Here is a 24,299-nt window from a genome sequence, read left to right on the forward strand (position 1 = left end):
GTCGGAAAATTAACCTTAGGTATTATGGAAATAGAAAAAGTAATTAACAAAATTGTGCAAGGGAGATTAAGGAAAGGATATTCCTATGAGAATATGGCGGAAGAACTACATCTTTCCGTACCTGCATATCGAAAATTGGAGATAGGGGAGACAAAATTATCTGTAGAGCGACTTTTTCAAATATCAGTCATTTTGGAAATGCCTCTGAGTGAATTGTTGGATATTGATGACGAACGTATGGTGCAGAATAATTATCATAATGATACAGTCTATCAACAAAAAATAGAGCATTTTTATCAGGAAAATAAGGAAATAACAGAACAACTCATTAGGGCTAAAGATGAACTTATTCTTCAGTTACAGAAAGAAGTAGAGTTTCTAAAGAGTAAAATCTTATCGTAGCACAGCTTATAGGGGACTTGATTTATTTTGCCATGATTTCTAAGAACTGTTGGGGAGAGAGTACAGAGAGGTCTTCTACAGCAAAGTCTTTGAGATTGCGAGTGATGAGCAAGGGGATATGGTGTTCTTTGGCGGTAAAATATTGAAAAGCGTCTTCTAAATCCTTGAAAGAGGATTGATGAGCTAAGAAGATGATATTCTCGTCAAAAGGAAGAATATCTGTAATGTCATAAATATATTCTAATAAATGTTTAGAATGTTCTTTAGTAAATTTCTTTTGGAGCAGATAATAGATGGTGTTAATAGATATAGCAGAAATAAAAATATCTATATTTCTACTTTTACTATAGTTGAATAATCTTTTTGCATCTAAGAAAAAACCTCTTCGCTGGAAGAGTAAATCTAATAGAATATTAGTATCTACAAATATTTTTTTCATCCTAATGAATAGTATTTTTCTAAAATAACATCTGTAAAATCTTCTTTATCAGTATCTTTTTTTTCAAAAACCTCTTCAGAAAGAACTCCTATAAGAGCATCTAAAGCTTTGTCAAAGTCACCTTTTTCTCTTTTTTCGTTAGTATAGTTTTGTGCCTTTTCAACTATAACAGGATCTATGTCTATAGTGTATTGCATGATTGTCAGTTTTTAGTGGTTAGTAATATGGGTGCAAATATACGATTTTAATCATCATCACCCCACCAGTGTCCATGACTAGATTCACTATGATGATTCTCAGAAGTATTGTTCTGGTTATAGTCAATAAATTTTTTGATAGAAATCCCTGTGGCAGCTACAGAAGCCAATAGAGAAAGAATAAGTATTCCCTTAGCTAAGCCATAGATAAAAGCAAAATATAGCCCTACTCCCGATAATAAAATGACTACAGCCCCTCCTACAAAAGCTATTTCTCCTAAGAAAGGCAATAGAGAGGCTACAAAAACAAATAAAGCTAATATCCCTACGATAACCCCTAAGAGCGCTACAAGGGTTTTCTTCGTGCCTTGAGCACGAGAAGGGGTAAGCTGTTTTTCCACGTATTTGTTGAAGTCTATGCCTTTTTCCTGCGCATAGAGCTGTGCTTTCTGGAAAATAATAGGATCTATGTCAATAGTATACTGCATATTTGTAAGTATTTGTGGGGCAAATATACAACTTTTTCAGGAAATATAATAGCAAATGATTCTTATTTCATTTCAGATTCACTGCGAATACCTTTTTCATCTATTTGGCAACACCATTTCACATAGGGATAGTGTCCTGTTTTGTTTGCTGTTACATAGCCACTGGCAATGAGGTCATCACGGTTACCCTTGTCGTCTCCGTCGTCCATATAGATATTTACCCTCAGCCCCTCATACAAGGGTATAGGCTCTCCACATACATTTTCTCGCTCATCTTTTTGAGAAAACAGTACTAAATCATGCGCCATTAGTTCGTTGAAATCTACAGAAAAGAGCAGACGACTGTCTGTCTTTTCCCATAAGTTCTTTACAAAGGCGTAAGCTACTTCATTCTCAGGTTTTATCTGTTGGAGTGTAGTGGGCAGATACCAGCCACGACCGCCTATTTTTAGGTTGTCATAGTAGGCAAGCGGCTTTACCCGACAGCCATGGGTGAACCAGTGTAAGGGGTGCTTTTCATAATCCCGCAACAAGCGAGGTGTATCCTCCACTGCTGCCAAGGCTACTACTTGCGCCCCATAGCGTACCAATACCAAATCACCTACAAGGAGTTTGCCAAAGGTTTGTACTGCCTTCCCCGAGCAACCTATATAGCCTGTGGCGACGATATGGCGGGTGTCTTCGGCTGTCCAAGTAGTAGCCCTCGTGGGGTGTAGTTGCATATGCCAGAGATTCATAAGGTGGGGAGTTTATATTGAAGTAAAAAATCCTTCACCTCCTCGCTTATCCTCCTGCTTTCGCGGGCTTTTTGGATGGTTTTGTTCTGGACAAAGGGGGAGAGGGTTTGGCTTTGGATAAGGGGCAGGGTCGCTTCGTACTGCTTGGCCAAGGCAGTGGCCAAATACCAAGCAATCATCATATTGACATAATATTCGTCTGACTGGATACTGGCGACAAGGGAGAGCATTTCGCTCTCAAAGTAGTCATCTAAATAATTGGACAACAGCAGCCCTATGCCATAGCGAATGGTGTAGGGCTGTGAGCTTTTGAGCCACTGGAGGATATGGGTATAGGTCTCTTTGGGATGCTTTAGAAAGAGCTTAGGAGAAAAGGTATCACACACCGCCCAATTGTCTATATAGGGTAGAAAGGCTTCGGTATAGGCGATGGCCTGGTCGAAGGCTTTGACTTGTTCTATAAGAAAGCCATGTAATAGGTTTTCCTCATGGTAGTAGTGGGGAAGTGAGTTGAGGAACAGCGCTACGGCTTCGGGCTGTTGCTTAGCGAGGTTCTTGGCCTCTTTGCGTAGTGCAGGCAGGCGTACCCCGATGATACGCTCACGGGAGAGGGTAGGGATGAGCTTATGGGTAAAATCGCCATAGGGGACATCTTGCAAGGCAAATAGCAAGGAGGTAAAGCAGCTGTCTTGTGGCATGAAAGGACGGTTTGTTAGAGAAGACAAAGGTACAAAAAAATAACAGTTTTTCGTCGTAATTCTCTATTAATTTCGTACATTTGCCCTTTGATCAGTAGCCAGTAGTCAGCCCACAGTCATTAACAATAAAGAAATGCCACTAACGGAACAAGAATTACATAATTTAGCGATGAATATCGTAGGGGAGGCCCTGCAGGAGCTAGGTTGGGAGTTTCTGTTGGTCAATAGTGACCGAAAGAAGAACCCACAATTTGTCTGTATAGACCCCATGGGGAAGAAGAGTTTTATTATAGTACGCCCTATTCTGCAAGGGGACGATCCCGATGTGTATGACCCAGCCTTTATGGAAAAAGTACGCCGCAAGGCAGCGGAGCATAAGGCAGACACCTATTGGGCTGGGGTAGGACTCTATGATGTAGAGAACCCTTTGGCTCCATTGGAACAGGGTAAGTCCTACCAAGTTGATTTTAGAGGATTATTAAAGATTGAATAAATGAAATACCTATACATCTTATTTGCAGCGGTTCTCGCCGTTGCTTGTCAGCAAGTATCCAAGGAAAACGTCTATTATATAAGGGGAGAGGCACAAGGCACTACCTATGGGATTACCTATATTGCTCACCAACCAGTGGAGAAAACGGCTGTGGATTCTATACTGCGGGTGATAGACCTATCTATGTCTACCTATATAGATAACTCCTTGATTAGTAAGATAAACAAAGGCGAACGCCTGCCTATAGATCCTCATTTTGAGAAAGTTATTTCAGCTTCTTTTGACATATATTGGCAGAGTAAAGGAGCCTTTGACCCCTCTATCGGACAGCTGATCAACGCTTGGGGCTTTGGCAAAAAGGAAAACCATACCCCTCCTACCCAAAAGCAAATAGATAGTTTGCTTGCCCTAACGGGTATGGACAAGGTACATATCAATGACACCCCCAAAGGTATTTTTATAAGAAAGGATAATCCTAATATACAGTTGAACTTCAATGCGATAGCACAGGGGTATACCTCCGATGTGATTGCCGATTATTTCCTTTCCAAGCAGATCACCAACTTTATTGTAGAGGTAGGGGGCGAGCTAGTTATTCATGGGCGAAACACCCTCAAGGGCAAGTCTTGGACGATAGGCATAGACAATCCCTTACAAAAGCCTGATGAAGATAGGGAGATTGTTGCCACGGTGGAGCTGACCGATTGTGGGTTGGCTACTTCGGGTAATTATCGCAAGCTCTGGACGGATTCCCTAACAGGGCAGAAATATGTACATACTATCAATCCTAAGACAGGTCGTCCACAACCCAGTAACCTATTGAGTGCCACAGTTGTAGCTCCTTCGGCTATGCTGGCCGATGGCTATGCGACCACTCTTATGGCCTTGGGCGGGGTTGAGCCAGCTAAGGCATTTCTTAAAGCTCATAAGGAGCTTAGGGCGGTATTGCTCTACTCCGATGAGGCGCATAAGGGACAGATACAAAAGTATGTAACAGAGAACTTTAAGGTAGAGTTTGAAGAGTAGGCATCTGTATATTAATTTTTTGACTTTTACCTTGTTTATTCCATTTTTATTATTATCTTTGCCCAGTGATAAATACTAATTTTTATGAGGAAAATACTAAGCATTATTGCCTTATTTGTAGCTGCGGTGGCTATGGGGCAAGTCAAAAAGCTCCATCTGCAAGCTAGCAATCTCCAGTGGGAGGCTAAAAAAGTAGTAGGAGCAGGTCATAAGGGTACTCTTACCTTTAGTTCAGGGGAATTTACCTATAAGAACAACGAACTCGTTGGTGGCTCTTTTGTGGTGGATATGAACACCTTAACTGTTACTGATGAGGATATGGACGCTAAGGGAAAAGCAAAATTGGAAGGACACCTTAAGTCCGACGATTTTTTTGCGGTTAAGAAATTTCCTACTGCTACCTTGAAGCTAAAGACAGTTACCAAGACCCAAGCAGGCTATAAGGCAGAAGGGGATCTTACCATCAAGGGAATCACCAAGCCTGTAACCGTGGAACTACTTAGAACAGCTGTTGAGGGCTTTGCCTCCACGGTGGTAATCAACCGTACGCAGTATGACATCAAGTATGGTTCAGGTAGCTTTTTCTCCAACTTAGGAGATAAGGCCATTGAGGACAATTTCACGATTCATACCTTTGTGATGCCTACCTTCTAATCTGTGTTTGTGAATTTTGTGTTTTTGTTAGAGAGACCTTTGGTGAAGCCTTTTTGCCAAAGGTTTTTTTATAAAAAGAATATACTGAGATGAAAAAATTATTTCTATTAGATGCTTATGCCTTGATATTCAGGGGCTATTATGCTTTTATCAAGAACCCTCGTATCAACTCCAAGGGGATGAATACCTCGGCCATAGTGGGGTTTATGAACTCACTATTGGAGGTTATTCGCAAGGAGCAACCTCACCTCTTGGCGGTATGCTTTGATAAGGGAGGGAGTCAGCAGCGCACAGCTATTTATCCCGAATACAAGGCCAACCGAGATGAGACGCCTGAGGCGATTCGCTTGGCCATTCCCTATATACATCAGATTCTGGAAGCTATGCGGATTCCTATCATAGAAAAGGAAGGTTATGAGGCGGATGATATTATAGGGACCCTTTCCAAACAGGCTGAAAAACAGGGCTATACCGTGTATATGGTAACTCCAGATAAGGACTATAGCCAGCTGGTCTCTCCTCATATTTTTATGTATAAGCCTGCCCGTGGAGGCAATGAGGTAGAGATATGGGGGGTGGAAGAGGTCAAGGAGAATTTTCAAGTAGAATACCCTGAGCAGGTGATAGACCTCTTGGGGATGATGGGCGATGCGGTGGATAATATCCCTGGCCTACCAGGGGTAGGAGAGAAGACAGCCCAAAAGCTCCTTAAGGAATATGGCTCTTTAGAAAACCTCTTAGCCAATACCGATAAGCTCAAGGGTAAGCTCCGAGAGAATATAGAGGCGAATAAGGAAAAAGGGTTGCTTTCCAAAACCCTTGCACGTATTCTCTTGGATGTGCCTGTTACCTTTGACGAAAAGGATTTCGAACTTTCTGCACCTCAGATGGATAAGATCAAGCCTATCTTTGAGGAATTGGAGTTCCGTACTATGCTTGCTACCTTACAAAAGGCCTTCGGAGTGGCACCTGCTGCCCAACCTGATTTGTTTTCCTTGGCGGGACTTTCCTCGCCTGTGGCTACCCAGCCCATGTTTGCCGAAGCAGTACCAACCCAAAAGCTCAAAACGATTAAGGAAGTACCGCACCAATACCAACTACTCACCACTCAGGCGGAGGTAGAGGCTTTGCTGCCTGAGCTTTTGGTACAAAAAGAGGTGTGTTTTGATACTGAAACGACCTCTCTTAACGAGTTGGAAGCGCAGATTGTCGGTTTGGCGCTTTCATGGGAGGTGCATAAGGGCTATTATATCCTCTTTCCAGAAGATTTTGACTTGGCAGGGCAATGGCTTTCGGTGCTGAAACCCTTTTTCGAATCCACAACGATTCTCAAGATAGGGCAAAACCTTAAGTATGACCTGAAAGTATTGACCAATTACGGAATTGAAGTTCGTGGCCAGCTCTTTGATACCATGATTGCCCACTATCTGCTCAATCCAGATATGCGTCATAACATGGATTTGCTCTCGGAGGCTTATCTGGGATATACTCCTATTGCCATAGATACCCTCATTGGCAAAAAAGGGAAGGGACAGCTGACCATGCGTGCTGTACCCGCTGAATTGCAAAAAGAGTACGCGGTAGAGGATACCGATGTTACCCTCCAGCTCAAACATACTTTCCTTCCGCTATTGGAAAAAGACCAGATGGTCAAGCTCTTTACCGAGGTAGAAGCACCCTTGGTGAAAGTGTTGGCACAAATGGAATATGAGGGGATTCGCTTGGATACCCATTTCTTGGGGGAACTCTCCAAAGAAATCAATACCGATCTGATAGCACTACAGACAACCATCTTTGACCAAGCAGGCGAGTCCTTTAACCTCTCTTCACCTAAGCAGTTGGGGGATATACTCTTTGAAAAACTGAAATTGCTCTCCAAGCCCAAGAAGACCAAGACAGGACAATATGCGACCTCCGAGGAGGTACTCTCTCAGTTGGCCTCTGAGCACCCTATTGTAGCCAATGTATTGGAATTTAGAGCCTTGCAGAAGCTCCAAAGCACTTATATAGAAGCCCTTCCTCGTGAGGTGAATCCGCGTACAGGGCGGGTACATACGACCTTTATGCAGGCGGTAACAGCCACAGGTAGGCTTAGCAGTAACCAACCCAATTTGCAGAATATCCCTATTCGTACCCCGCGAGGCAGCCAGATTCGCAAGGCTTTCGTTCCTCGCAATGAGGACTATACCCTGCTCTCAGCCGACTATTCTCAGATAGAATTGCGTATCATCGCTGCCCTGAGTGAGGAAGACCACATGATAGAGGCGTTCCTTCAGGGACAGGATATCCATCGCTCCACGGCGGCGAAGGTTTTCGCAGTGCCCATAGAAGAGGTCACCAAGGAGCAGCGTAGCCATGCCAAAACGGTCAACTTTGGGATTATCTATGGGGTATCGGCCATTGGACTGAGCCAACAAACCTCTCTTACTCGTAGCCAAAGCAAGGAGCTTATTGATACCTATTACCAAACCTACCCCAAGCTCAAGGGATATATAGAAAAACAGATAGCTTTTGCTCGTGAGCATGGTTATGTAGAGACTATCTTAGGGCGTCGTCGCTACTTGCCTGACGTGTATTCGCGCAATCAGGTAGTCAGAGGTGCTGCCGAACGCAATGCGGTAAATGCTCCTATACAAGGAAGTGCTGCCGATATTATCAAAATAGCCATGGTGCGTATAGCTCAGCGCCTTGAGAGGGAACACTTGTCTACCCGCATGCTCCTACAAGTACATGACGAATTGCTTTTTGATGTACCTAAACCCGAATTAGAAGTGGTAACCCCGCTTATCCGTGAAGAAATGCAGCAGGCTTACAAGCTTTCCGTTCCTCTTATCGTGGAGATAGGAACAGGAAATAATTGGTTAGAAGCACACTAAATAATGACTAACGACTAATGACTAATGATTAATGATGAACAGACCAATCCGTTGTTAAGAATGTCGCTTGCAGAACTATGGCAACTATTTCCCATCATTCTTTCACCTTATAACCCACATTGGAAAGCATGGTTTGAGGAAGAAAAAACATTTCTTTTGCAAAGATTACCTTCTGATAAAGTGCTTAGGATTAGTCATGTAGGCAGTACTGCCATTGGTGAAATATGGGCAAAACCGATTATAGATATATTAGTGGAGTTGGATTTGACCACTCCACTTTTACAGATAAAAGAGATACTTCTTCAGGTAGGTTATCTTTGTATGAATGAGTCTCCTACAAGACTCTCTTTTAACAAAGGATATACCCTACAGGGCTTTGCTAATAAGGTATTTCACTTGCATTTGCGTTATTGGGGAGATAATGATGAGTTGTATTTTCGGGACTATTTGCAGGAACATTTGTTAGTGGCAAGGCAATATGAGGCGCTTAAGATTTCCTTGTGGAAACCTTATGAACATGATAGGGATGCTTATACAGCTCATAAGACTGATTTCATAACAAAATACACACAGATAGCCAAAGAACTCTATAAAGGACGTTATGAATAGATCTTATCCTAAGAAAAATTTTGTCAAATCATTTCTTATTTGTATTTTTGCAATAAATATGCAAAAAGCGATATTATGGTAATTCTGCAAGATTTTAGTTTTGGTAACTTCCGTTCTTTCAAAGAGATACAGACAATAAGCCTTTCTAAAGCAAATCTGACTTCCGTTCAGGATATTGCTTTGGAGCCTACACATACTTTCAAGTACAAAGAGGGGGCTTTCCTAAAGACGAAAGCTATCTATGGGGCGAATGCCAGTGGAAAAAGCAATGTAGTGAAAGCGCTGGAGGCTTTTCTAAAAATCGTATCCGATTCAGTGAGAGATAGCAAGGTGCTTTCTCTTATAGATTCTTTTGTGAGTGCTGAAACCATAGACCAACCGACTTTCTTTCAGATGATTTTCTATATAGAAGAGGTAAGATATCGTTATGGATTTGAAGCCAAAACAGGCAAGATTACCTCCGAATGGCTCTATGGGAAGAAAGGAAGGCGAGAACTTTGCTATTTTATTCGTGAGGACAATGCTATCAATGAGATAGATAAGACAAATTTTGCAGAAGGGGTCGTTTATATGAACCTTACCCAACAAGGAGAAGACTCTGGTGAAATGCTTTTGCCTACTAATTTGTTTCTTACTGTATTGGCTTCCTTTGGTTTTGGAAAGATATCCAAGCAGATTACAAGTAATCTAAACAGCATTAATATCATTAGTGGATTAAGCAACCCTACCATGATGAGTTATGCAACAGAAGCCCTGAAAGAAGCGTCTAAGAAAGAGTTTATTCTCAATATATTAAAAAAAGGAGATACCTCTATCCAAGACTTAGAAGTCATAGAAGCTGAAAAATCTGATAACTTTGAAGAAAAGAAAAAACCACAACTACTCGTTTCTAAAAAGGAATATATGGGAGGGTTAGCTCATGGGAGGTTTTCTTTTGAAAGATACGAATCAGAGGGTACTCGTAAGCTTTTTGAACTGAGTCCCTACATCTATGAAGCGGTGAAAGAAGGTCGCCCATTAGTAATTGATGAGTTTGATGCACGTTTTCATTCTCTTCTGACCAAGCGAATAGTGCAGTTATTTAACTCAGAAGAGAACAAACAAACACAGTTTATCTTTGTCACCCATGACACATCTTTGTTATCAAGTAGCTTTCTAAGGCGTGACCAAATTGAATTTGTTGAAAAGGACGAAGCAGGAGCGAGCCACTTATACAGCTTAGCACAAATAAATGGAATACGAGCCCAAGCCTCATTTGAGAAAGATTACAGACATGGTAAGTATGGGGCTATACCCTTGGTAGAAGATTTTTCAGAATTAGCAGCCAATTCCTAAGTAGTATGGGTAAGAAGACAAAAGCGGTAAAAGTTATAGACCAAGGAAAACCTTGGGAAAAACGAAAAAATAGCTATCAGTATGAGTCTGATAGGGAGGCTAATAAAACCATACTAATAGTTTGTGAAGGACAGACAGAGGAATGGTATTTTAACCGATTTCCTGTGATTTCCCTATCTGTCAGATGTATAAACCTACAAGGACAATCTAAGATGAGTTTGGTAGAAGCCACTCAAGAGATTGTAAAAAATGAGGATTTTACCTTCGATGAGATATGGTGTGTGTTTGATATGGATGTGCAAAATACGGATAAGGACTTTACCCTCTTTGATAATTCTATAGATAAGGCCAAATCTTTAGACTACAATGTAGCTTATTCCAATGATTGTTTTGAACTATGGCTATTGCTACATTATAAGGATATACAAAGCACTCAAAATAGAGAATATTACTATGAGCAATTAGGAAAATGTTTTAAGATGAACTATGTAAGGAATGGCAAAAAGATTGACTTCTGTAAGAGACTCTATACATTATTACATGAGGATAGTAATTCCTCTGAATTACAAGCTATTATGCGTGCTGAAAAGTTGTACCTTAAGCAAAAGCATCTGCCATATCACCAACAAAAACCAGTAACCTTAGTATATCAGTTAGTGCGCTTACTCAACGAACACAAAAGAACATAGTATATTACAAAGATAGAAGACCATGAGCACCTTTCAAGAAAACCTTACAATACTACAAAACCTATTGCGACAAAGTGCAGGAAAGCCTGTTCATTATGGCAATGAAACCTACCGCTTTACCCAACAAGCAAAGGTTACCGAGGAAGAACTTGCCAACTTTGAACAGCAATATAACGTTCGCCTACCTGAGGACTTCAAAACTTTCCTCCTTACCTTGGGAGCTTGTACCCTTTTTGAGGATGAAAGGGGTTTTTCCCATCAGTTCTATGCACCAGAACAATGGGAGAGCTATGCTAAAGAGGTCTTTGAAGGGACAGGTGTCTATTTATTCCCTCATATCCTTTTAGTCTGCTATCCCAATGTAGGTCATCAGGCAGGATTTGTATTGGGCGAAGAAGATCAGTTTGGTATTTTTTATTCTGATGTTCCTCCTGAGGAATGGGAAGAGGATACGGATCTTATGCCTTTCTCTCAGTGGCTTGAAGAAGAAATGGAAATTTGTAAGGGATGATGAAAAAGATGATAAAAGTTTTAAAATACCTCGGTTATAGCATAGCAGGTTTTGTTGCCTTTCTGTTGCTTTATTTGCTTTCGGCAGCGGTACTCTCTCGCATTGCCGTCAATACGGAAGAAGTCTTGCAGGGGGAAGAGACGATTTGGCTGTTGTCCAATGGAGCACATACCGATATTGTGATGCCTGTAAAGAATGCTTTCTTTGATTGGCAAACAATTGTCAGTGAGCAAGATACACGAGGCAAAGGCCAAAGTCGCTATATCGCTTTAGGCTGGGGTTGCAGGAAATTCTACTTGGAAACACCCACTTGGGCAGACCTAAAATTCACTACTGCCTTTCAGGCGGTTACAGGGCAGGGAGGTACCCTGATGCATGCTACTTTTTATAATGAAATTCCTACCGATGAGCAATCAGTATCGTTCTCGCTTAGTGCCGCCCAGTATAGGCAGTTGGTGACCCATATTGCGCAAACCTTTGTGTTACAAGAGGGTAGGGGCGTGCTGGTGCCTACCGATGCGGTCTATGGTGACACCGATGCCTTTTATGAGGCCAAGGGACACTATCAGCTGTTTTTCACTTGTAATACTTGGACAAATAAGATGCTCAAAAACAGCGGAATACGCGCTTGTGTATGGACACCTTTTGCCTCTGGAGTGATGCGAAATTATCAAGAAAAAAATTAACACATTAATCATTAATCATTAATCATTAATTTCGTATTTTTGCTCCTTGGTTTTTTATAGTCTTTATTCCCTGTGAATTCGTCTTATTTCAAGCAATCTTTTTATATCTTAGCCTTGGCGACCCTTATATTTGTAGGGTTAAAGCCGTATTTGCCTACACGTATTTTCCCAGAAGGTACTTCCTCTACTCATATAGTTGTGGATAGCCTGATGCTGGAGGCACTTGCGGGTAAGGATATAGACGAGGTTTTGGACAATAAACCTCAGGATAGCCTTATTGCCAAGAAGGTAGATACACTTTCCCCACAAGTAGCGGATCAACTCACCCCTTTCTTTGAGAAACTACAACACTTAGAACGTACTGGAGAGGGACATATACGTATTGGCTATTTTGGGGACTCCATGACCGATGGAGACTTTATTGTACAGGACTTACGAGCTCTTTTCCAAATGAATTTCGGAGGAAATGGTATCGGCTTCTTGCCTATTACTTCAGAGTCGGCTGCCTCCAGAGGGAGTGTGCGACATACCTATTCAGGTAACTGGAAACGAGAATCTTATGTGAATGTAAAGCGCCCTACCCGTCCTTTTGGGGTAGCAGGGCAAGTCTTCTTTGTCAAGGGATCTCCCGCCTGGGTAGAATACTATGCTTCCCAGCAAGCGCATATCTCTCAACTATATACCCCTACCTTGTTTTATGGAAAGTCTGCCAATCATGATGCTTATATAGAAATACGTTACCCAGGGGACACAACACGTGTGGTAAAGCCTCTGACAACAGATAAGTTGCTCAATACGATTACTCTAGCCCAGGGTAATGTAAAGGGGGTACGTATCAATTTCTTTAAGGCGGATTCTATTCCCATCTATGGGGTCAACTCTGCGGATTTCAGTGGGGTACATGTGGATAACTTCTCCAGTAGAGGGAATTCGGGTTTGCCTCTTTCGTTGTTTAACACGGCACTGATGCGGGACTTTGATACAGCCTTAGGTACTTATGACCTTATTGTACTACACTTTGGGGCTAATGTGCTCAACTATGGTTCTTTAGATTACAGTTGGTATCAGAAGGGAATGGCCAAGGTAGTGGAACAGTTGCGTACCTGCTTTCCCAAGGCCTCTTTTCTGATTATCTCCACAGCCGATAAGTCCTCTAAGTATGGCACCGAGATGAAAACAGATGCAGCAGTGGTGCCGCTTTCCTTAGCACAACAGGCCTATGCGGCAGATACCCAAGCAGGTTTTATCAATCTCTATGAGCTAATGGGAGGGGAAGGCTCCATGCTCAAATGGGTAAAAGCCAACCCTCCTTTGGCAGGAAAGGACTATACACACTTTAATGCACGAGGAACCAAAAAGGTTGCCCAACTCCTCTACCGAGAGCTGATGAAGCGCTACTTAGGTTACAAAAATCCTAAAGCCACTCCAGAGGAGTTAGAACAACAAATAGAAAGTTCCAGGGATAGCCTCTTACATAGAAATACTATTATGAACTTTTACAATAATGATTAACCATCAATCATTAACTATTAATCATTAACCATTAACCATTATTAATGACTTCATCAGGAAAGATAGAACTGATGGCTCCTGCGGGGAGCTTTGAATCTTTACAAGCAGCCTTGGACAATGGGGCTGATTCAGTATATTTTGGAGTGGAGCAGCTCAATATGAGAGCACGCTCCAGTATCAACTTTACTTTGGACGACTTACAGGAAATCTCCCATCGTTGTAAGCAAAAGAATGTACGCACTTATCTGACGCTCAATACGATCATCTATGATCATGACCTTTCTATTATCAAAACCTTGTTAGATAAGGCAAAGCAGGCCGACATTACTGCGGTGATTGCTATGGATCAGGCCGTGATCGCCTATGCCCGACAAATAGGGATGGAGGTGCATATCTCTACCCAGATTAATATAACGAATATAGAAACGGTCAAGTTTTACGCACTTTTTGCTGATACTATGGTCATGAGCCGAGAACTCTCTCTCCGTCAGATTAAGAAAATCTGCGAACAGGTAGAGCGAGACCAAGTCAAAGGCCCATCGGGCAACTTGGTAGAGATAGAGATCTTTGGCCACGGGGCACTCTGTATGGCGGTCTCAGGTAAGTGCTACCTAAGCCTGCACTCGCATAATTCCTCGGCTAATAGAGGGGCTTGCAAGCAGAACTGTCGTAAAAAATACACTGTTATAGACCAAGAAAGTGGCTTTGAGATAGAGTTGGACAACGAATATATGATGTCCCCCAAAGATCTCTGCACCTTGGACTTCCTAGACCAAGTGATAGATACAGGGGCTAAGGTGCTCAAAATAGAAGGCCGCGGACGTGCCCCTGAATATGTAGCTACTGTGATTCGCACCTATAGAGAAGCGATAGATGCCTATTATGCAGGTACTTATACTAAAGAGAAAGTAGCGGTATGGATGGAGGCTTTGGCTACTGTCTATAACCGAGGCTTCTGGGGGGGCTATTACCTTGGCCAGAAATTAGGCGAATGGAGCGGAGCACCAGGATCCCAAGCCACTCAGAAAAAGGTATATATAGGTAAGGCTATGCACTTTTTCCCGAAGACAAGTATTTCCGAGTTTAAGATAGAGGCCTTCGATATCAAGCGAGGAGACAAGCTCCTTATCACTGGCCCTACCACGGGGGTACAAGAGCTGGTCTTGGAGGATATGTATGTGAATGATGTGCTAGCCGATAATGCTAAAAAAGGTGATTCCTGCACCTTCTTTACCGATTTCCGTACTCGTCCTTCGGATAAGTTGTATAAGATTGTAAAAGCATAGTAGGGGCGAATGGCAATTCGCCCTTACATGGAGGTATCGCCCATATAGAGAAGCGCCACCCACATAGAACATTAATCATTTTTTATATGAAGAGATTTTTAAAAGTAGCCCTGTTTTTCAGTGTGATTGTACTTCACGCACAGCAGGGGGGTATGTGGATTCCTTCGCTTTTGGAAGGAATGAATGCCAAGGAGATGAAGACCTTGGGCATGAAGATGTCTGTTACAGACATCTATAGCGTGAATAAGTCAAGTCTTAAGGATGCGGCTCCTCACTTCAATGGAGGGTGTTCTTCGGAGATCATCTCCGATCGTGGCCTATTGCTGACCAATCACCACTGTGGGTATGGGCAGATTCAGGCACATTCTACCCTCCAAAACGACTATTTGGAACATGGTTTTTGGGCAAAGAACCTCTCTGAGGAGCTGCCTAACAAGGACCTTAAAGTAACCTTTATCGTTCGTATAGAAGATGTTACCCAGCAAGTACTCAAGGGAACAGAGCAACTCAATGAAGCAGAGAAAGCCCAACGTATAGAACAGAATATCGCTCAGGTAATTAAGGATGCCCCCAAAGAGGCTTGGCAAGAGGGGAGTGTAAAGGCTTTCTATTATGGGAATCAATATATTCTCTTTATCACAGAGACCTTCAAGGATGTTCGCCTAGTAGGGGCACCCCCTTCTTCTATTGGTAAGTTTGGTTCAGATACCGATAACTGGGTGTGGCCACGCCATACAGGGGATTTTTCCCTCTTCCGTGTCTATGCAGACAAGAACAACCACCCTGCGGAGTACTCTTTAGACAATGTACCCTATAGACCTAAGCACTTTTTCCCTGTTTCACTTAAGGGTGTGAAGGAGGGTGATTTCGTGATGGTCTTCGGCTATCCTGGTACTACTCAAGAGTATTTGCCAGCGGTAGCTGTGGAGCAGATCCAAAATGTGATCAACCCAGCCAGAATAGGCATTCGTGATGTAGCTCTAAAGGTACAAGATGAATATATGCGTAAGGATCAGGCAATTAAGATTAAATACGCAGCCAAGTTCGCCCGCGTGGCCAACTATTGGAAAAAATGGATAGGGGAGACTAAGGGACTAAAGAAGTCTGATGCCGTAGCTCTCAAAAAACAACAAGAGGAGAAATTTACCCAAATGTTGCAAAAGGCAAACAAACAAGCTCAGTATGGACAGCTGCTCCCTCAGTTTGCCACCCTTTACAAGGAGATAGAACCCTACAACTTGGCCTATAACCTCTATAGTGAGTTGATGTTCCGCAATGTGGATCTGCTTACCAATGCTTTTCGCTTGTTACAACTCCAGCAAGTGCTGGAAAGCAAAGGCGAACAGTCCTTTGAGAGTAGAAAAGAAAACTTGCTCAAGACCTTCCAGTCTGTTTTCAAGGACAATGACAAGCAGGTAGATAAAGCTGTATTTGAAAAAGTGATTGCTTTCTATGCACAGAATATGCCTAAACAATTACTTGTTAGTAGCTTGCAAAACTTTGATGCAAAACAGCTTACAGAGAGACTCTATACCGACTCCTTTGTAACCTCTTATGAGGGTATTGCCAAGGTACTCGCCCTTCCTGCCGATGCATATAAGCAGGCCTTAAAGAATGATGTGGCAGTACAGTTTGTCATGGAGCTTGCTCAGATGAATGACAGCCAAGTATATCCCGTATATCAGCGTTTGGATACTCAGATTCAGGCACTCCAACGCACTTATATGAAAGCTATTTTGGAATTTTCTAAACCTTCCGATAGAATCTTCCCTGATGCTAATAGTACCCTAAGAGTTACCTATGGAAAAGTAGCAGGCTATGCCCCTGCCGATGGGGTTACCTATAGTGCTACTACCACCTTGGACGGGGTAATGGAGAAGTATGTACCAGGGGATTATGAGTTTGATGTACCTGCACGACTTCGCGAACTGTATGCTAAAAAAGATTACGGACGTTATGGAACAAAGGACGGAAAGATGCCGCTTTGTTTTCTTTCCACTTGCCACACGACAGGAGGTAATTCAGGTAGTCCCGCTATTGATGCTCATGGAAATCTTATTGGGTTAAACTTCGACCGTGTATGGGAAGGTACTATGAGTGATATTCACTATGATCCTAAGATTTGTCGTAACATCATGGTAGATATGCGCTATGTACTTTTTGTGATAGACAAGTATGCTGGTGCAGGTTATTTAGTAGATGAAATGAAACTCGTAAAGTAGAGTTTTTTCATTATATTTGTTTATTTAATTGTTATTTTTTCGCCTTGAAAAATCTTTATTTAATAGTAAATAGAAGTTTTCAAGGCGATTTTTCTTAAATTCTGAAGACTTATGTTGGGCTTTATATTCATTTTCGTCATTCTTATAGCATCATTAGCTATAATTTTCTATACAGGTGTTTATTTGTATAAGCGAAATGTTCCTTTTTGGCAATATCCTATAGCACTATTATATGTGTTATGGTTTTTATTTTTCTTGTTTTTTGGTTCGTTGTTCAGTGCTGAATATACGGAAGCTATAGACCCTATAGATGATAACTATACCTTTATTTCGGGGCAGTATAGGCTTACTTTTCTAATCTTTTTTCTTTTGTATCATATAGCGCTTTGGACACTTTGGGTTCGTAAGGCCAAGTTGCCCCCACTGCCCTTGGTACTTTGCTTATGCTTTCTCTATATAGGGATTGCTATCAATGTAGCGATTGCCAGCCAGCTCTTAGGGGAGAATCACCGTGAAGAGGAATTAGCTTCGTTTCCTATATTCAGTAGCCTGATAGCCATATTGGTTATAGGTCGTACCCTTATGGCCGTCAGGGAAGAACTCTCTGTTAAAACCTTTAAAAACCGCTGGCTCAATAAGCTCAATCTGCTCCTTTCTTCCCGATTTACGGTGCTTACATGGTCGGTTCTCTTGGTCTTTCCTATCTTTGTACTTTTGACCCTCTTGCTGATGATTTTTGGCCAAGACTATGATGCGGTAGTCAAAGGCTTTACTGAGACAACCGAATGGAAGTTTTCCCAACATGATCACCCTCCTTACTTAGATCATAGAGGGCACTATCTTTGTACAGTAGCAGCTTGTGGCAGTCCACGCTTAGTGAAACCGTTGCGCTGGGGCAAGCGAGGGGGCAGGCCTATTATTGTGAATCGCCAGCTACAGATTGCCAATGCTTTTGAAGAGCTTATCGCAGATTTCTCTCCTAAGCTGCACCATTTCCTACGTACCAATTATGATAAGTATGGGTATAACCTCTCCCAAAAAATAAAGACTCCCACAGCATCCAATATTACTTATCTGCTGATGAAGCCTTTAGAGTGGATCTTTTTGCTTTGCTTATATACTTTTTGTCTGTCCCCAGAGCGAAAAATAGAGAAACAGTATCAGTTTTGAGTTTTTCACTTTATAAAACTTGCTATACCCTCTACCAATTCTTCAGGAATAGGTAGATCAGGATTTAGATAAGATTGCTGGTTTTCTTCCAATGTCTTTACTTTTTTTAGTACATGGTTCATACCTTCTATAAGAAGAAGTTGTGCCTTAGGCTGAGCTTCTTTAAGTAGTTGTACCTCCTTATCCTCCACTTGCAAATCATTGGTCCCCTGAACGATGAGGATAGGTATTTGTAGTTTAGTGATTTCTTTGGCAGGTTCATATTTGAACCAAGAAATTAAATAAGGTTGGACACTTTTTCTAAAGACAGGCGCCAGATAGGGAGAAATATTCTCCACGAGTTCCCCTTTTCTTAACTGGCTAATGATTTTCTGACTTTCCTCCTTGAGTTGTGGAGCATTTTTACCTATCTGTTCTTCTATCAGTGTAGCGCTGCTATTGCCTGCTCCTGAGATAGAAACAAACTTAGAGACTACTACCTTTTGAGCAACAAGAAGTCCTATCAGTGATCCCTCATAGTGTCCTATAAGGATAATTTTCTTATACTTATCCTTAAAATGATTTACAACCAAAAGCGCATCATTCACCTCATCTTCAAAGGTCATTTTCTCTTCCTGTACAGTTGCTTTATTTATTTGAGCAATAACACGTTTGTCATAACGAAAAGTTGCAATACCCTTTTGAGCCAATCCTTCAGCAAGATATTTTAGAGAATTATTCTTGAATAGAGCTTGATTCCCATCGCGGTCAGTGGGTCCAGAACCTGCTATCAATATCGCCAAAGGAGGCTGATTCTCTCCTTTAGGAGAGAGTAAAGTACCCTGCACTTCTGGGTCTATACTCACTTGCAGGCTATCATAATTTTTCTCTTGAGAGAAAGCCTCTAAAGAGATGAAAAATAATAAGATAAACCATTTCATGATATATGTATTTTTAGATTATTCTTTACTCTTCGCGCCCTTAAGAAAGAAGACGATCATACAGAGGAGCAGTAGCCAGATATAAAAGCTCTGAGCAATCATGCTACTATAGTTGACATCGGTGCCTAAGAGCTTGATAAGTAAGAGTACCTGAGCCCCATAGGGGATGATTCCTTGTACAACACAAGAAGAAATATCCAAGATAGAAGCCGTTTGTATAGGAGAAATCTTATATTCCTCGCTGATTTTCTTTGCTACAGGGGCGCTGATGACAATCGCTACGGTGTTGTTGGCTACAGCTGCGTCAATTAGGGCAACTAAGAAACCAATACCGAAGAAAGCACGCCCTTTGGTGTTGATAAACTTTCCTATCTTTTGGGTTAGAAACGAAATACCTCCCTCTCTTTCTATCAGATAAGCCAAACCACCTGTAAAAAGGAATACTAAGAAGATATCGTTCATAGAGGCAAAACCATCAAAGACCGTTTTACAATAGCCTAAGACGTCAAAACTACCATACCAAAAGCCTAAAAGTCCCGAAATAAGGGTGCCAATAAGGAAAGTAACATATACATTAAGCCCTGCGATGGCCAAGACGATTACAGTGATATAAGGGAGTAAGTTCACCCATTGGATAGGAGCATCTCCCTGACTGAGCGAATGTCCGCTGGGGTGAATAGAAACACCTATAATAATGAGCGTCAATACCGTAAGTACAGAAGCAGGCAAGGCTATTTTCCCATTCATACGAAACTTATCCTTCATCTCACAACCCTGTGATTGGGTAGCGGCAATGGTCGTATCGGAGATAAAAGAGAGATTGTCGCCAAACATAGCCCCCCCTAAGAGCGAACCAGCGATAAGCTCCACATTTACATTGGGCAAGCTCACAAAACCCGCCGCAATAGGAGCCAAACTCACCACAGCCCCCACCGAAGTACCAGAGGCAAAGGAGAGGAATGAGGCTATGACAAAAACGCCTGCATATAAGTATTGCAATGAAAGGTAGTTCTTGGTGATTTCCACAAAGGTATCGGTAGCACCTATGCTCTTGGTAACCACACTGAAGGCTCCTGAGAACAAGGCAATTAGGCACATCATCAAGATACTTGGATTGCCACAACCTCGGATAAAGCCATTGACATTCTCATTGATACCATTGCGATGAAAGATAAAGAAAGCTGCCACAATCCCTATCAACACTGCAATAGGTGCAGGAAACTCATAGAAACTACTATACTGCACACCGCTCCATAAGAAGATCGCAACAAAGATGATCAGGGGCAGAAGGGCGATACCATTTGCTTTTTTTGGTTCTAAAGACATCGTAAAAAGATTTTATAGAATAAAGTGCAAAGGTAGAAAAAATAATTAGAACATAACGCAAATTTGCGAATTATTTTTTAAGTGGTAGTAATAAATCGCTTTCCGTTTCTATAGGAGTATCTGTATATTCGAGTCTCCATCCCATGGAGTGGGTGAGAATTAGCAGTTTGGAGAGTTCTGTAAGGAGGCGATTTTGAGCATTGCTTCGAAAGGAAGATTGGTCTATCTTTTTGGTAATAAGGTCGGTAACACGCTTTTGAATCTTGTTATGGTCTTCGGCAGTAAAGGGGTTAAAGGAACTTTCCTCTAAGTTGTAGTATTGTACCTTAGGATATATCTTGAGTTCTGCCTCGGGAATATACAAAAGACGTACTACCTTGTTGGCCTCATCTATCTCATAACGGAGCTGGTGTAGGTCATAGGCGATTGTAGCCTCAGCATTGACCACAACGAGTGCTTTTTTGTCAAAAGATACCCAGTTGTTGAAGTATTTTTTAGCATCTTGGTAGGTCATGACCTCCGAGAAATAGCCTTCGGTAACTACCAATTTGCCTACATTTTTGATTTCTTGAGCAATGAGAGCACTATTTTCGGTAAGTACACTTTCGTCTTTTTCCTTTTTAAAGAAATATTGTAGTACAAACACAGCAATAATGCCTATCACTAAGCCTAATAATAGTTTTTTCATGGGTTATAATCGGTTAAAAACGTCAGAATAATTTTCTCTTTGATTTCGAATTCCTATTACACGTATAGTATTTCCAACAATAATATAGAATATTGCAAAATGAAATCTTGGAGTCAAAGATATTCTTATTTCTCCATCAATCCTACGGTGTATAAGAGGAGTAGATTTTAGTTTTACTAAATATTCATCAATCTCATCAAAAACTTCAAAGCCTAATCCTTCTTTTTTGCTATTATACCAATCAATTACATTTACCCACTCTTGATTAGCTAAAGAAGATAGAATAACATTATACTCTTCCATATTTTTTATAAACTATTTTTCGTGCTTCTTCCAAAGAAATACCTGTTTCGGGATGAGTTTCTAGCTCCTCATTACGTCTGTGTAGTTCTTTTTTGTAGTCTTCAGGGATAAAAAAAGAGATTTGTTCTTCAACAATTTGAAAATTGAGTCTTTCAAGGGCAATTCTAGCATCTTCTAAGCTAATTCCTTTAGGAGGTTTGATAGTAAGAGTTTCCATGATTTTGATATGATAATATATTCCTTAAATTGATATGACCACAAAAAATGTGCCAATATATCAGTTAGCATAATTTGTCACCTGTCATATGTCATTGGTTACGAATCTTTGCCTCTACCATTTTTATTTTTTCTTGAAGACTCGCGAGAAATTTCAGGTGTTTTTCCCCCTCGGGGTTAAAAGGGCGATGCGCCAAAGCCCGCTGGATAGCTGCCACTTCCTGCATAAGAGACTGAGCGGAGGGGGTAAGGAAAGCCTCAGTGAAGCGTTCCCATACATACTGTACAGCTTGCTCGGAGGGGTGTAGCATATCCTCTTTGTAGAAGCGATAATCCCGAAGCTCATCCATCAGGATCTCATAAGAGGGGAAGTAAAAGAGATCTTCCGCCTTCTTGGGGGAGCCTGTCCCCAAAAGCTCATGGATTGCACAGATAAGTAAGGACTTACTAAGCAGATTCTCCTGTGCTCCGTCTTTGAGATGTCGTACAGGGGAGACGGTAAAAATAACCTTGATATTTGGCTGTTGCTCCCGAACCAACTGTACAATGTGCTCTAAAGAAGTCTTTATCACAGGCAAAGAGAGTAACTGTTTCTTAAAAAGCGTTTGGGGCTGTTTGTGACAATTGGCCACTATATTCCCTGAGGGTAAGTGTTCATACACCCAAGCCGTACCTAAGGTAACTACCAAAAAAGAAGTCTTAGCAAGCGCCTTTTGTAGAGAGGCAATCTGCTGATTGAGTTGGTCTAAGAGGGAGGGGAGTGAGGTGTTAGCCCATTGGGAATGCAAGTCCAAGGACAGCCATAGATCGTCCTGTAGAAAGAAATCAGCCTTAGTAAAGGGTTGCCCAAGGCATGTTCGCTCTAGGCTGCGCTCAATTGCCAAGGGGTGAAAGAGCGTACCGAAGGGATGTGCAAAAGATGGTAATTTGTAGTAGTCAAACTTTTCTTGTAGATGCGCTGCAAAACACGAACCCATACTCACCACAGGGGTTGTATAGGAGAGTTGATTAGCTTCAGCCACCGAAGGAATAGATATTTTAGTGATGAGTTTCATGAAGTAAAATTTGTCAATTTGATTATATAGACAAGAGGCCATCTAAAAGGACGGCCTCTTGTGTTGGGTAAGAATTTTATGTATTAAGGGCGAGTAGCAAATATGAGTCGTTTTCCTCGGCTATCTCCTGAAGCCTCCATGTTCTTAAGGGCTTCTATATAATTTAGGTTAAGCCCCTTATAGGTATTAGGATAGTTAATCCTTTCGGGAATACCTGTTACATCGGTTGCTGAAGGGTCCTTTAAAAAGACATAGTAAGAAGGATTGGAAGCAGGGAGATTGGCTCTTACACGTTCCCCTACATTTATCAAAGTCTTAGGATAGCCTGTGCGACGATATTCAGCCCATGCCTCATCGGGGTTCATATATAGGGAAATATACTTTTGGGTGAGTACACGTTCCTTTTTAGCTTCTTCTGTAAGGCTGCTTATGTCAGCAATAGTGTAACCTGCTTTTCTTGTTGAGCTTACACCCCATCTGTCGAAAGAGGCCTCTACCGCTTTCTTATACATATCATTATCCCAATCCCTGATTTCAGAGAGGATAAAGTATACTTCTGAGTAATCCATTAGGACAATAGGAGCAGTAGCTTTTAGTACCTCTTGGGAGAAAAGAGAAACTTCTTCTCCAGCTTTGTATTGGTTGGCAGCTTCGCTACCTTCTTGCATACCATAAGGCATACCTACATAGGCAAGGGTATCAATATCAGCAGATTCATCAATCGTATATCCACTATTTATAGTCCATTTGTCGATTCCTTTGGGGGCAAAGTATTTTTCCATACGAGGATCCACTCCAAAATTGAGCCCTCTAGTATTAGCCTTCTTATTTGTTCCTGAAAGGAGTTTTATAAAGTTGGATGATGGCAGGTAGTCTACACGGTTTCCTACAAAATAATCGTAATACATAGGGGCAGGATAGGTGTAATTATTCTCAGAGATCAGTTCTGCACTCTTGAAGTTAGCATCTAAGAGTTCATCGTCATGCCCTTGTTTATAGTAAGTGATAATAGCTCTTACTTTTTCAGCCAAAGGAGCGCCCAAGACGGCATCGGTAGCTCCTTTGAGGTGATTGGCAATACGCAAACGTAAGGAGTTAGCAAACTTTTTCAAGTTGGTAGGGGTGCCAAAAATCACATCTCCTGAAGAGAATACATAGGTGTCGTTTTCTATTTGTGCAGTAGCCGCTTCTAATTCCTTGAGAATGTCTAAATAGACATCCTTTTGTGGGGCAAATACAGGGGTTACATACTTATCTGTCTGTAAGGCTTGGAACTTAGGATTGTCCTGATCTCCGTAGGAATAATAAGGTATATCCCCAAAAGCTTGTACTCCAAGGCTAAAGACATAAGCGAGCATAATACGGGCTGCTGCTATTTGGTTGTTGTTCTTTCCATAGACGGAAACCAAATCTTTTGTTTCAGGATTGGTGTTTAGGTTGATAATCTCTTTGTATCCTATACCACGTCCATACATCTGGTAATAAATGGTACTTCCTCCGTCAGGGTCAAGTAGATAGCGGCTTTCCTTGGTATAGATAGGTTGGGAGGCATATTGCATCCAGGTAAGGGATTGTTTCCCCATATTGTCATATCCTCTGAGATTATACATAAGTGCTTGATTATTACCATTGAACAAGGCATAGGTAAGATAATCTTCTGGCACATTCGGATTCTTGTTAATCTCTCCAAAATCCTTGGTACAACTTCCTAGTAGGAGAGTCGTACCTAATATGGCAGTTATTATATTTTTTTTCATTGTT

Annotated in this window: 26 protein-coding genes; 14 read left to right on the plus strand and 12 right to left on the minus strand. The window is 41.6% G+C overall.

Translation table 11 applies throughout. From position 1 onward, the window contains the following. Positions 1 to 24 precede the first annotated feature (24 nt). Positions 25 to 402: a helix-turn-helix domain-containing protein gene (locus HMPREF9331_RS06975; protein ID WP_016420293.1), complete on the plus strand. Its 378-nt coding sequence runs from the start codon at positions 25 to 27 to the stop codon at positions 400 to 402. A 22-nt stretch (positions 403 to 424) separates the two neighbouring features. On the opposite strand, the gene HMPREF9331_RS06980 is transcribed toward HMPREF9331_RS06975, so the two are convergent. From HMPREF9331_RS06980 to HMPREF9331_RS07000, 5 genes are all read right to left on the minus strand, one after another. Further along, entirely contained in the window at positions 425 to 841 is a 417-nt protein-coding gene (locus tag HMPREF9331_RS06980) for a type II toxin-antitoxin system VapC family toxin (protein WP_016420294.1), read from the minus strand. Beyond that, on the minus strand, positions 838 to 1,038 hold the full coding sequence (locus HMPREF9331_RS06985) for a hypothetical protein (RefSeq protein ID WP_016420295.1): 201 nt from the start codon (positions 1,036 to 1,038) through the stop codon (positions 838 to 840). Before HMPREF9331_RS06985 ends, HMPREF9331_RS06980 begins: the two co-directional genes overlap by 4 nt. 47 nt (positions 1,039 to 1,085) lie before the next feature. Beyond that, a complete protein-coding gene (locus HMPREF9331_RS06990) occupies positions 1,086 to 1,526 on the minus strand; it encodes a hypothetical protein (RefSeq protein WP_016420296.1) in 441 nt (146 codons plus the stop codon). A gap of 62 nt (positions 1,527 to 1,588) precedes the next feature. Continuing rightward, positions 1,589 to 2,263, minus strand: coding sequence for a hypothetical protein (locus HMPREF9331_RS12610; protein ID WP_016420297.1), 675 nt, complete (start codon positions 2,261 to 2,263; stop codon positions 1,589 to 1,591). Further along, a complete protein-coding gene (locus HMPREF9331_RS07000) occupies positions 2,260 to 2,961 on the minus strand; it encodes a DNA alkylation repair protein (protein ID WP_016420298.1) in 702 nt (233 codons plus the stop codon). Before HMPREF9331_RS07000 ends, HMPREF9331_RS12610 begins: the two co-directional genes overlap by 4 nt. A gap of 133 nt (positions 2,962 to 3,094) precedes the next feature. Between HMPREF9331_RS07000 and HMPREF9331_RS07005 the strand changes: the two genes are divergently transcribed. The 13 genes from HMPREF9331_RS07005 to HMPREF9331_RS07065 all read left to right on the plus strand — a co-directional run bounded on the left by HMPREF9331_RS07005 (position 3,095) and on the right by HMPREF9331_RS07065 (position 18,030). Further along, entirely contained in the window at positions 3,095 to 3,454 is a 360-nt protein-coding gene (locus HMPREF9331_RS07005) for a hypothetical protein (RefSeq protein WP_016420299.1), read from the plus strand. After that, a complete protein-coding gene (locus HMPREF9331_RS07010) occupies positions 3,455 to 4,480 on the plus strand; it encodes an FAD:protein FMN transferase (RefSeq protein WP_016420300.1) in 1,026 nt (341 codons plus the stop codon). It begins immediately after the preceding gene. Between the two features lie 84 nt (positions 4,481 to 4,564). Then, a complete protein-coding gene (locus tag HMPREF9331_RS07015; RefSeq protein WP_016420301.1) occupies positions 4,565 to 5,134 on the plus strand; it encodes a YceI family protein in 570 nt (189 codons plus the stop codon). 89 nt (positions 5,135 to 5,223) lie between these two features. Next, positions 5,224 to 8,010 (plus strand): DNA polymerase I, encoded by a 2,787-nt coding sequence (gene polA / locus HMPREF9331_RS07020; RefSeq protein ID WP_016420302.1) that lies wholly within the window; start codon positions 5,224 to 5,226, stop codon positions 8,008 to 8,010. 24 nt (positions 8,011 to 8,034) lie between these two features. Beyond that, positions 8,035 to 8,619 carry a GrpB family protein gene (locus tag HMPREF9331_RS07025; RefSeq protein ID WP_016420303.1) on the plus strand — a complete coding sequence of 195 codons (585 nt, stop codon included), beginning with the start codon at positions 8,035 to 8,037 and terminating at the stop codon, positions 8,617 to 8,619. A gap of 75 nt (positions 8,620 to 8,694) precedes the next feature. Beyond that, complete coding sequence (locus HMPREF9331_RS07030) at positions 8,695 to 9,954, plus strand: AAA family ATPase (RefSeq protein ID WP_016420304.1); 1,260 nt, start codon at positions 8,695 to 8,697, stop codon at positions 9,952 to 9,954. A gap of 5 nt (positions 9,955 to 9,959) precedes the next feature. Continuing rightward, complete coding sequence (locus tag HMPREF9331_RS07035; RefSeq protein ID WP_016420305.1) at positions 9,960 to 10,643, plus strand: RloB family protein; 684 nt, start codon at positions 9,960 to 9,962, stop codon at positions 10,641 to 10,643. Between the two features lie 22 nt (positions 10,644 to 10,665). After that, positions 10,666 to 11,154: an SMI1/KNR4 family protein gene (locus HMPREF9331_RS07040; RefSeq protein ID WP_016420306.1), complete on the plus strand. Its 489-nt coding sequence runs from the start codon at positions 10,666 to 10,668 to the stop codon at positions 11,152 to 11,154. 8 nt (positions 11,155 to 11,162) lie between these two features. Next, on the plus strand, positions 11,163 to 11,840 hold the full coding sequence (locus HMPREF9331_RS07045; protein WP_234945851.1) for a TIGR02117 family protein: 678 nt from the start codon (positions 11,163 to 11,165) through the stop codon (positions 11,838 to 11,840). Positions 11,841 to 11,912: 72 nt separating this feature from the next. Beyond that, complete coding sequence (locus HMPREF9331_RS07050; RefSeq protein ID WP_040357157.1) at positions 11,913 to 13,352, plus strand: SGNH/GDSL hydrolase family protein; 1,440 nt, start codon at positions 11,913 to 11,915, stop codon at positions 13,350 to 13,352. A gap of 44 nt (positions 13,353 to 13,396) precedes the next feature. Then, positions 13,397 to 14,638, plus strand: a complete 1,242-nt coding sequence (locus tag HMPREF9331_RS07055; RefSeq protein WP_016420309.1) for a peptidase U32 family protein — start codon at positions 13,397 to 13,399, stop codon at positions 14,636 to 14,638. A gap of 86 nt (positions 14,639 to 14,724) precedes the next feature. Then, positions 14,725 to 16,860, plus strand: coding sequence for a S46 family peptidase (locus HMPREF9331_RS07060; protein WP_016420310.1), 2,136 nt, complete (start codon positions 14,725 to 14,727; stop codon positions 16,858 to 16,860). 111 nt (positions 16,861 to 16,971) lie between these two features. Beyond that, complete coding sequence (locus HMPREF9331_RS07065; RefSeq protein ID WP_016420311.1) at positions 16,972 to 18,030, plus strand: DUF6688 domain-containing protein; 1,059 nt, start codon at positions 16,972 to 16,974, stop codon at positions 18,028 to 18,030. Positions 18,031 to 18,035: 5 nt separating this feature from the next. On the opposite strand, the gene HMPREF9331_RS07070 is transcribed toward HMPREF9331_RS07065, so the two are convergent. The 7 genes from HMPREF9331_RS07070 to HMPREF9331_RS07100 all read right to left on the minus strand — a co-directional run bounded on the left by HMPREF9331_RS07070 (position 18,036) and on the right by HMPREF9331_RS07100 (position 24,295). After that, positions 18,036 to 18,950 (minus strand): alpha/beta hydrolase family protein, encoded by a 915-nt coding sequence (locus HMPREF9331_RS07070; RefSeq protein WP_016420312.1) that lies wholly within the window; start codon positions 18,948 to 18,950, stop codon positions 18,036 to 18,038. Between the two features lie 18 nt (positions 18,951 to 18,968). Further along, positions 18,969 to 20,276 carry a Na+/H+ antiporter NhaC family protein gene (locus HMPREF9331_RS07075; RefSeq protein ID WP_016420313.1) on the minus strand — a complete coding sequence of 436 codons (1,308 nt, stop codon included), beginning with the start codon at positions 20,274 to 20,276 and terminating at the stop codon, positions 18,969 to 18,971. 70 nt (positions 20,277 to 20,346) lie between these two features. Next, positions 20,347 to 20,964, minus strand: a complete 618-nt coding sequence (locus HMPREF9331_RS07080) for a DUF4230 domain-containing protein (protein ID WP_009642146.1) — start codon at positions 20,962 to 20,964, stop codon at positions 20,347 to 20,349. Positions 20,965 to 20,967: 3 nt separating this feature from the next. Beyond that, positions 20,968 to 21,267: a type II toxin-antitoxin system RelE/ParE family toxin gene (locus HMPREF9331_RS07085; RefSeq protein ID WP_016420314.1), complete on the minus strand. Its 300-nt coding sequence runs from the start codon at positions 21,265 to 21,267 to the stop codon at positions 20,968 to 20,970. Beyond that, the gene (locus HMPREF9331_RS07090) at positions 21,254 to 21,484 is read right to left on the minus strand and encodes an addiction module protein (protein WP_009642200.1); all 231 of its coding nucleotides are present in this window, start codon (positions 21,482 to 21,484) and stop codon (positions 21,254 to 21,256) included. Before HMPREF9331_RS07090 ends, HMPREF9331_RS07085 begins: the two co-directional genes overlap by 14 nt. A gap of 91 nt (positions 21,485 to 21,575) precedes the next feature. Then, positions 21,576 to 22,538: a GSCFA domain-containing protein gene (locus HMPREF9331_RS07095; protein WP_016420315.1), complete on the minus strand. Its 963-nt coding sequence runs from the start codon at positions 22,536 to 22,538 to the stop codon at positions 21,576 to 21,578. An 83-nt stretch (positions 22,539 to 22,621) separates the two neighbouring features. Further along, on the minus strand, positions 22,622 to 24,295 hold the full coding sequence (locus HMPREF9331_RS07100; protein WP_016420316.1) for a SusD/RagB family nutrient-binding outer membrane lipoprotein: 1,674 nt from the start codon (positions 24,293 to 24,295) through the stop codon (positions 22,622 to 22,624). Positions 24,296 to 24,299: the final 4 nt, after the last annotated feature.

Origin of the sequence: Capnocytophaga granulosa ATCC 51502, from assembly GCF_000411115.1 — a bacterium.
GTDB classification, from domain to species: Bacteria; Bacteroidota; Bacteroidia; order Flavobacteriales; family Flavobacteriaceae; genus Capnocytophaga; species Capnocytophaga granulosa.

Excerpts from the sequence above, each read along its gene's own strand:
- HMPREF9331_RS07090 (WP_009642200.1), bottom strand. The coding sequence starts at position 21,484 with ATGGAAACTCTTACTATCAAACCTCCTAAAGGAATTAGCTTAGAAGAT.
- HMPREF9331_RS06985 (WP_016420295.1), bottom strand. The coding sequence starts at position 1,038 with ATGCAATACACTATAGACATAGATCCTGTTATAGTTGAAAAGGCACAA.
- HMPREF9331_RS07070 (WP_016420312.1), bottom strand. The coding sequence starts at position 18,950 with ATGAAATGGTTTATCTTATTATTTTTCATCTCTTTAGAGGCTTTCTCT.
- HMPREF9331_RS07080 (WP_009642146.1), bottom strand. The coding sequence starts at position 20,964 with ATGAAAAAACTATTATTAGGCTTAGTGATAGGCATTATTGCTGTGTTT.
- HMPREF9331_RS07060 (WP_016420310.1), top strand. The coding sequence starts at position 14,725 with ATGAAGAGATTTTTAAAAGTAGCCCTGTTTTTCAGTGTGATTGTACTT.
- HMPREF9331_RS07000 (WP_016420298.1), bottom strand. The coding sequence starts at position 2,961 with ATGCCACAAGACAGCTGCTTTACCTCCTTGCTATTTGCCTTGCAAGAT.
- HMPREF9331_RS07015 (WP_016420301.1), top strand. The coding sequence starts at position 4,565 with ATGAGGAAAATACTAAGCATTATTGCCTTATTTGTAGCTGCGGTGGCT.
- HMPREF9331_RS06990 (WP_016420296.1), bottom strand. The coding sequence starts at position 1,526 with ATGCAGTATACTATTGACATAGATCCTATTATTTTCCAGAAAGCACAG.
- HMPREF9331_RS07025 (WP_016420303.1), top strand. The coding sequence starts at position 8,035 with ATGATTAATGATGAACAGACCAATCCGTTGTTAAGAATGTCGCTTGCA.
- HMPREF9331_RS07005 (WP_016420299.1), top strand. The coding sequence starts at position 3,095 with ATGCCACTAACGGAACAAGAATTACATAATTTAGCGATGAATATCGTA.
- HMPREF9331_RS07085 (WP_016420314.1), bottom strand. The coding sequence starts at position 21,267 with ATGGAAGAGTATAATGTTATTCTATCTTCTTTAGCTAATCAAGAGTGG.
- HMPREF9331_RS07030 (WP_016420304.1), top strand. The coding sequence starts at position 8,695 with ATGGTAATTCTGCAAGATTTTAGTTTTGGTAACTTCCGTTCTTTCAAA.
- HMPREF9331_RS07065 (WP_016420311.1), top strand. The coding sequence starts at position 16,972 with ATGTTGGGCTTTATATTCATTTTCGTCATTCTTATAGCATCATTAGCT.
- HMPREF9331_RS07035 (WP_016420305.1), top strand. The coding sequence starts at position 9,960 with ATGGGTAAGAAGACAAAAGCGGTAAAAGTTATAGACCAAGGAAAACCT.
- HMPREF9331_RS06980 (WP_016420294.1), bottom strand. The coding sequence starts at position 841 with ATGAAAAAAATATTTGTAGATACTAATATTCTATTAGATTTACTCTTC.
- HMPREF9331_RS07045 (WP_234945851.1), top strand. The coding sequence starts at position 11,163 with ATGATAAAAGTTTTAAAATACCTCGGTTATAGCATAGCAGGTTTTGTT.
- HMPREF9331_RS07040 (WP_016420306.1), top strand. The coding sequence starts at position 10,666 with ATGAGCACCTTTCAAGAAAACCTTACAATACTACAAAACCTATTGCGA.
- HMPREF9331_RS12610 (WP_016420297.1), bottom strand. The coding sequence starts at position 2,263 with ATGAATCTCTGGCATATGCAACTACACCCCACGAGGGCTACTACTTGG.
- HMPREF9331_RS07010 (WP_016420300.1), top strand. The coding sequence starts at position 3,455 with ATGAAATACCTATACATCTTATTTGCAGCGGTTCTCGCCGTTGCTTGT.
- HMPREF9331_RS06975 (WP_016420293.1), top strand. The coding sequence starts at position 25 with ATGGAAATAGAAAAAGTAATTAACAAAATTGTGCAAGGGAGATTAAGG.
- polA (WP_016420302.1), top strand. The coding sequence starts at position 5,224 with ATGAAAAAATTATTTCTATTAGATGCTTATGCCTTGATATTCAGGGGC.
- HMPREF9331_RS07100 (WP_016420316.1), bottom strand. The coding sequence starts at position 24,295 with ATGAAAAAAAATATAATAACTGCCATATTAGGTACGACTCTCCTACTA.
- HMPREF9331_RS07075 (WP_016420313.1), bottom strand. The coding sequence starts at position 20,276 with ATGTCTTTAGAACCAAAAAAAGCAAATGGTATCGCCCTTCTGCCCCTG.
- HMPREF9331_RS07055 (WP_016420309.1), top strand. The coding sequence starts at position 13,397 with ATGACTTCATCAGGAAAGATAGAACTGATGGCTCCTGCGGGGAGCTTT.
- HMPREF9331_RS07095 (WP_016420315.1), bottom strand. The coding sequence starts at position 22,538 with ATGAAACTCATCACTAAAATATCTATTCCTTCGGTGGCTGAAGCTAAT.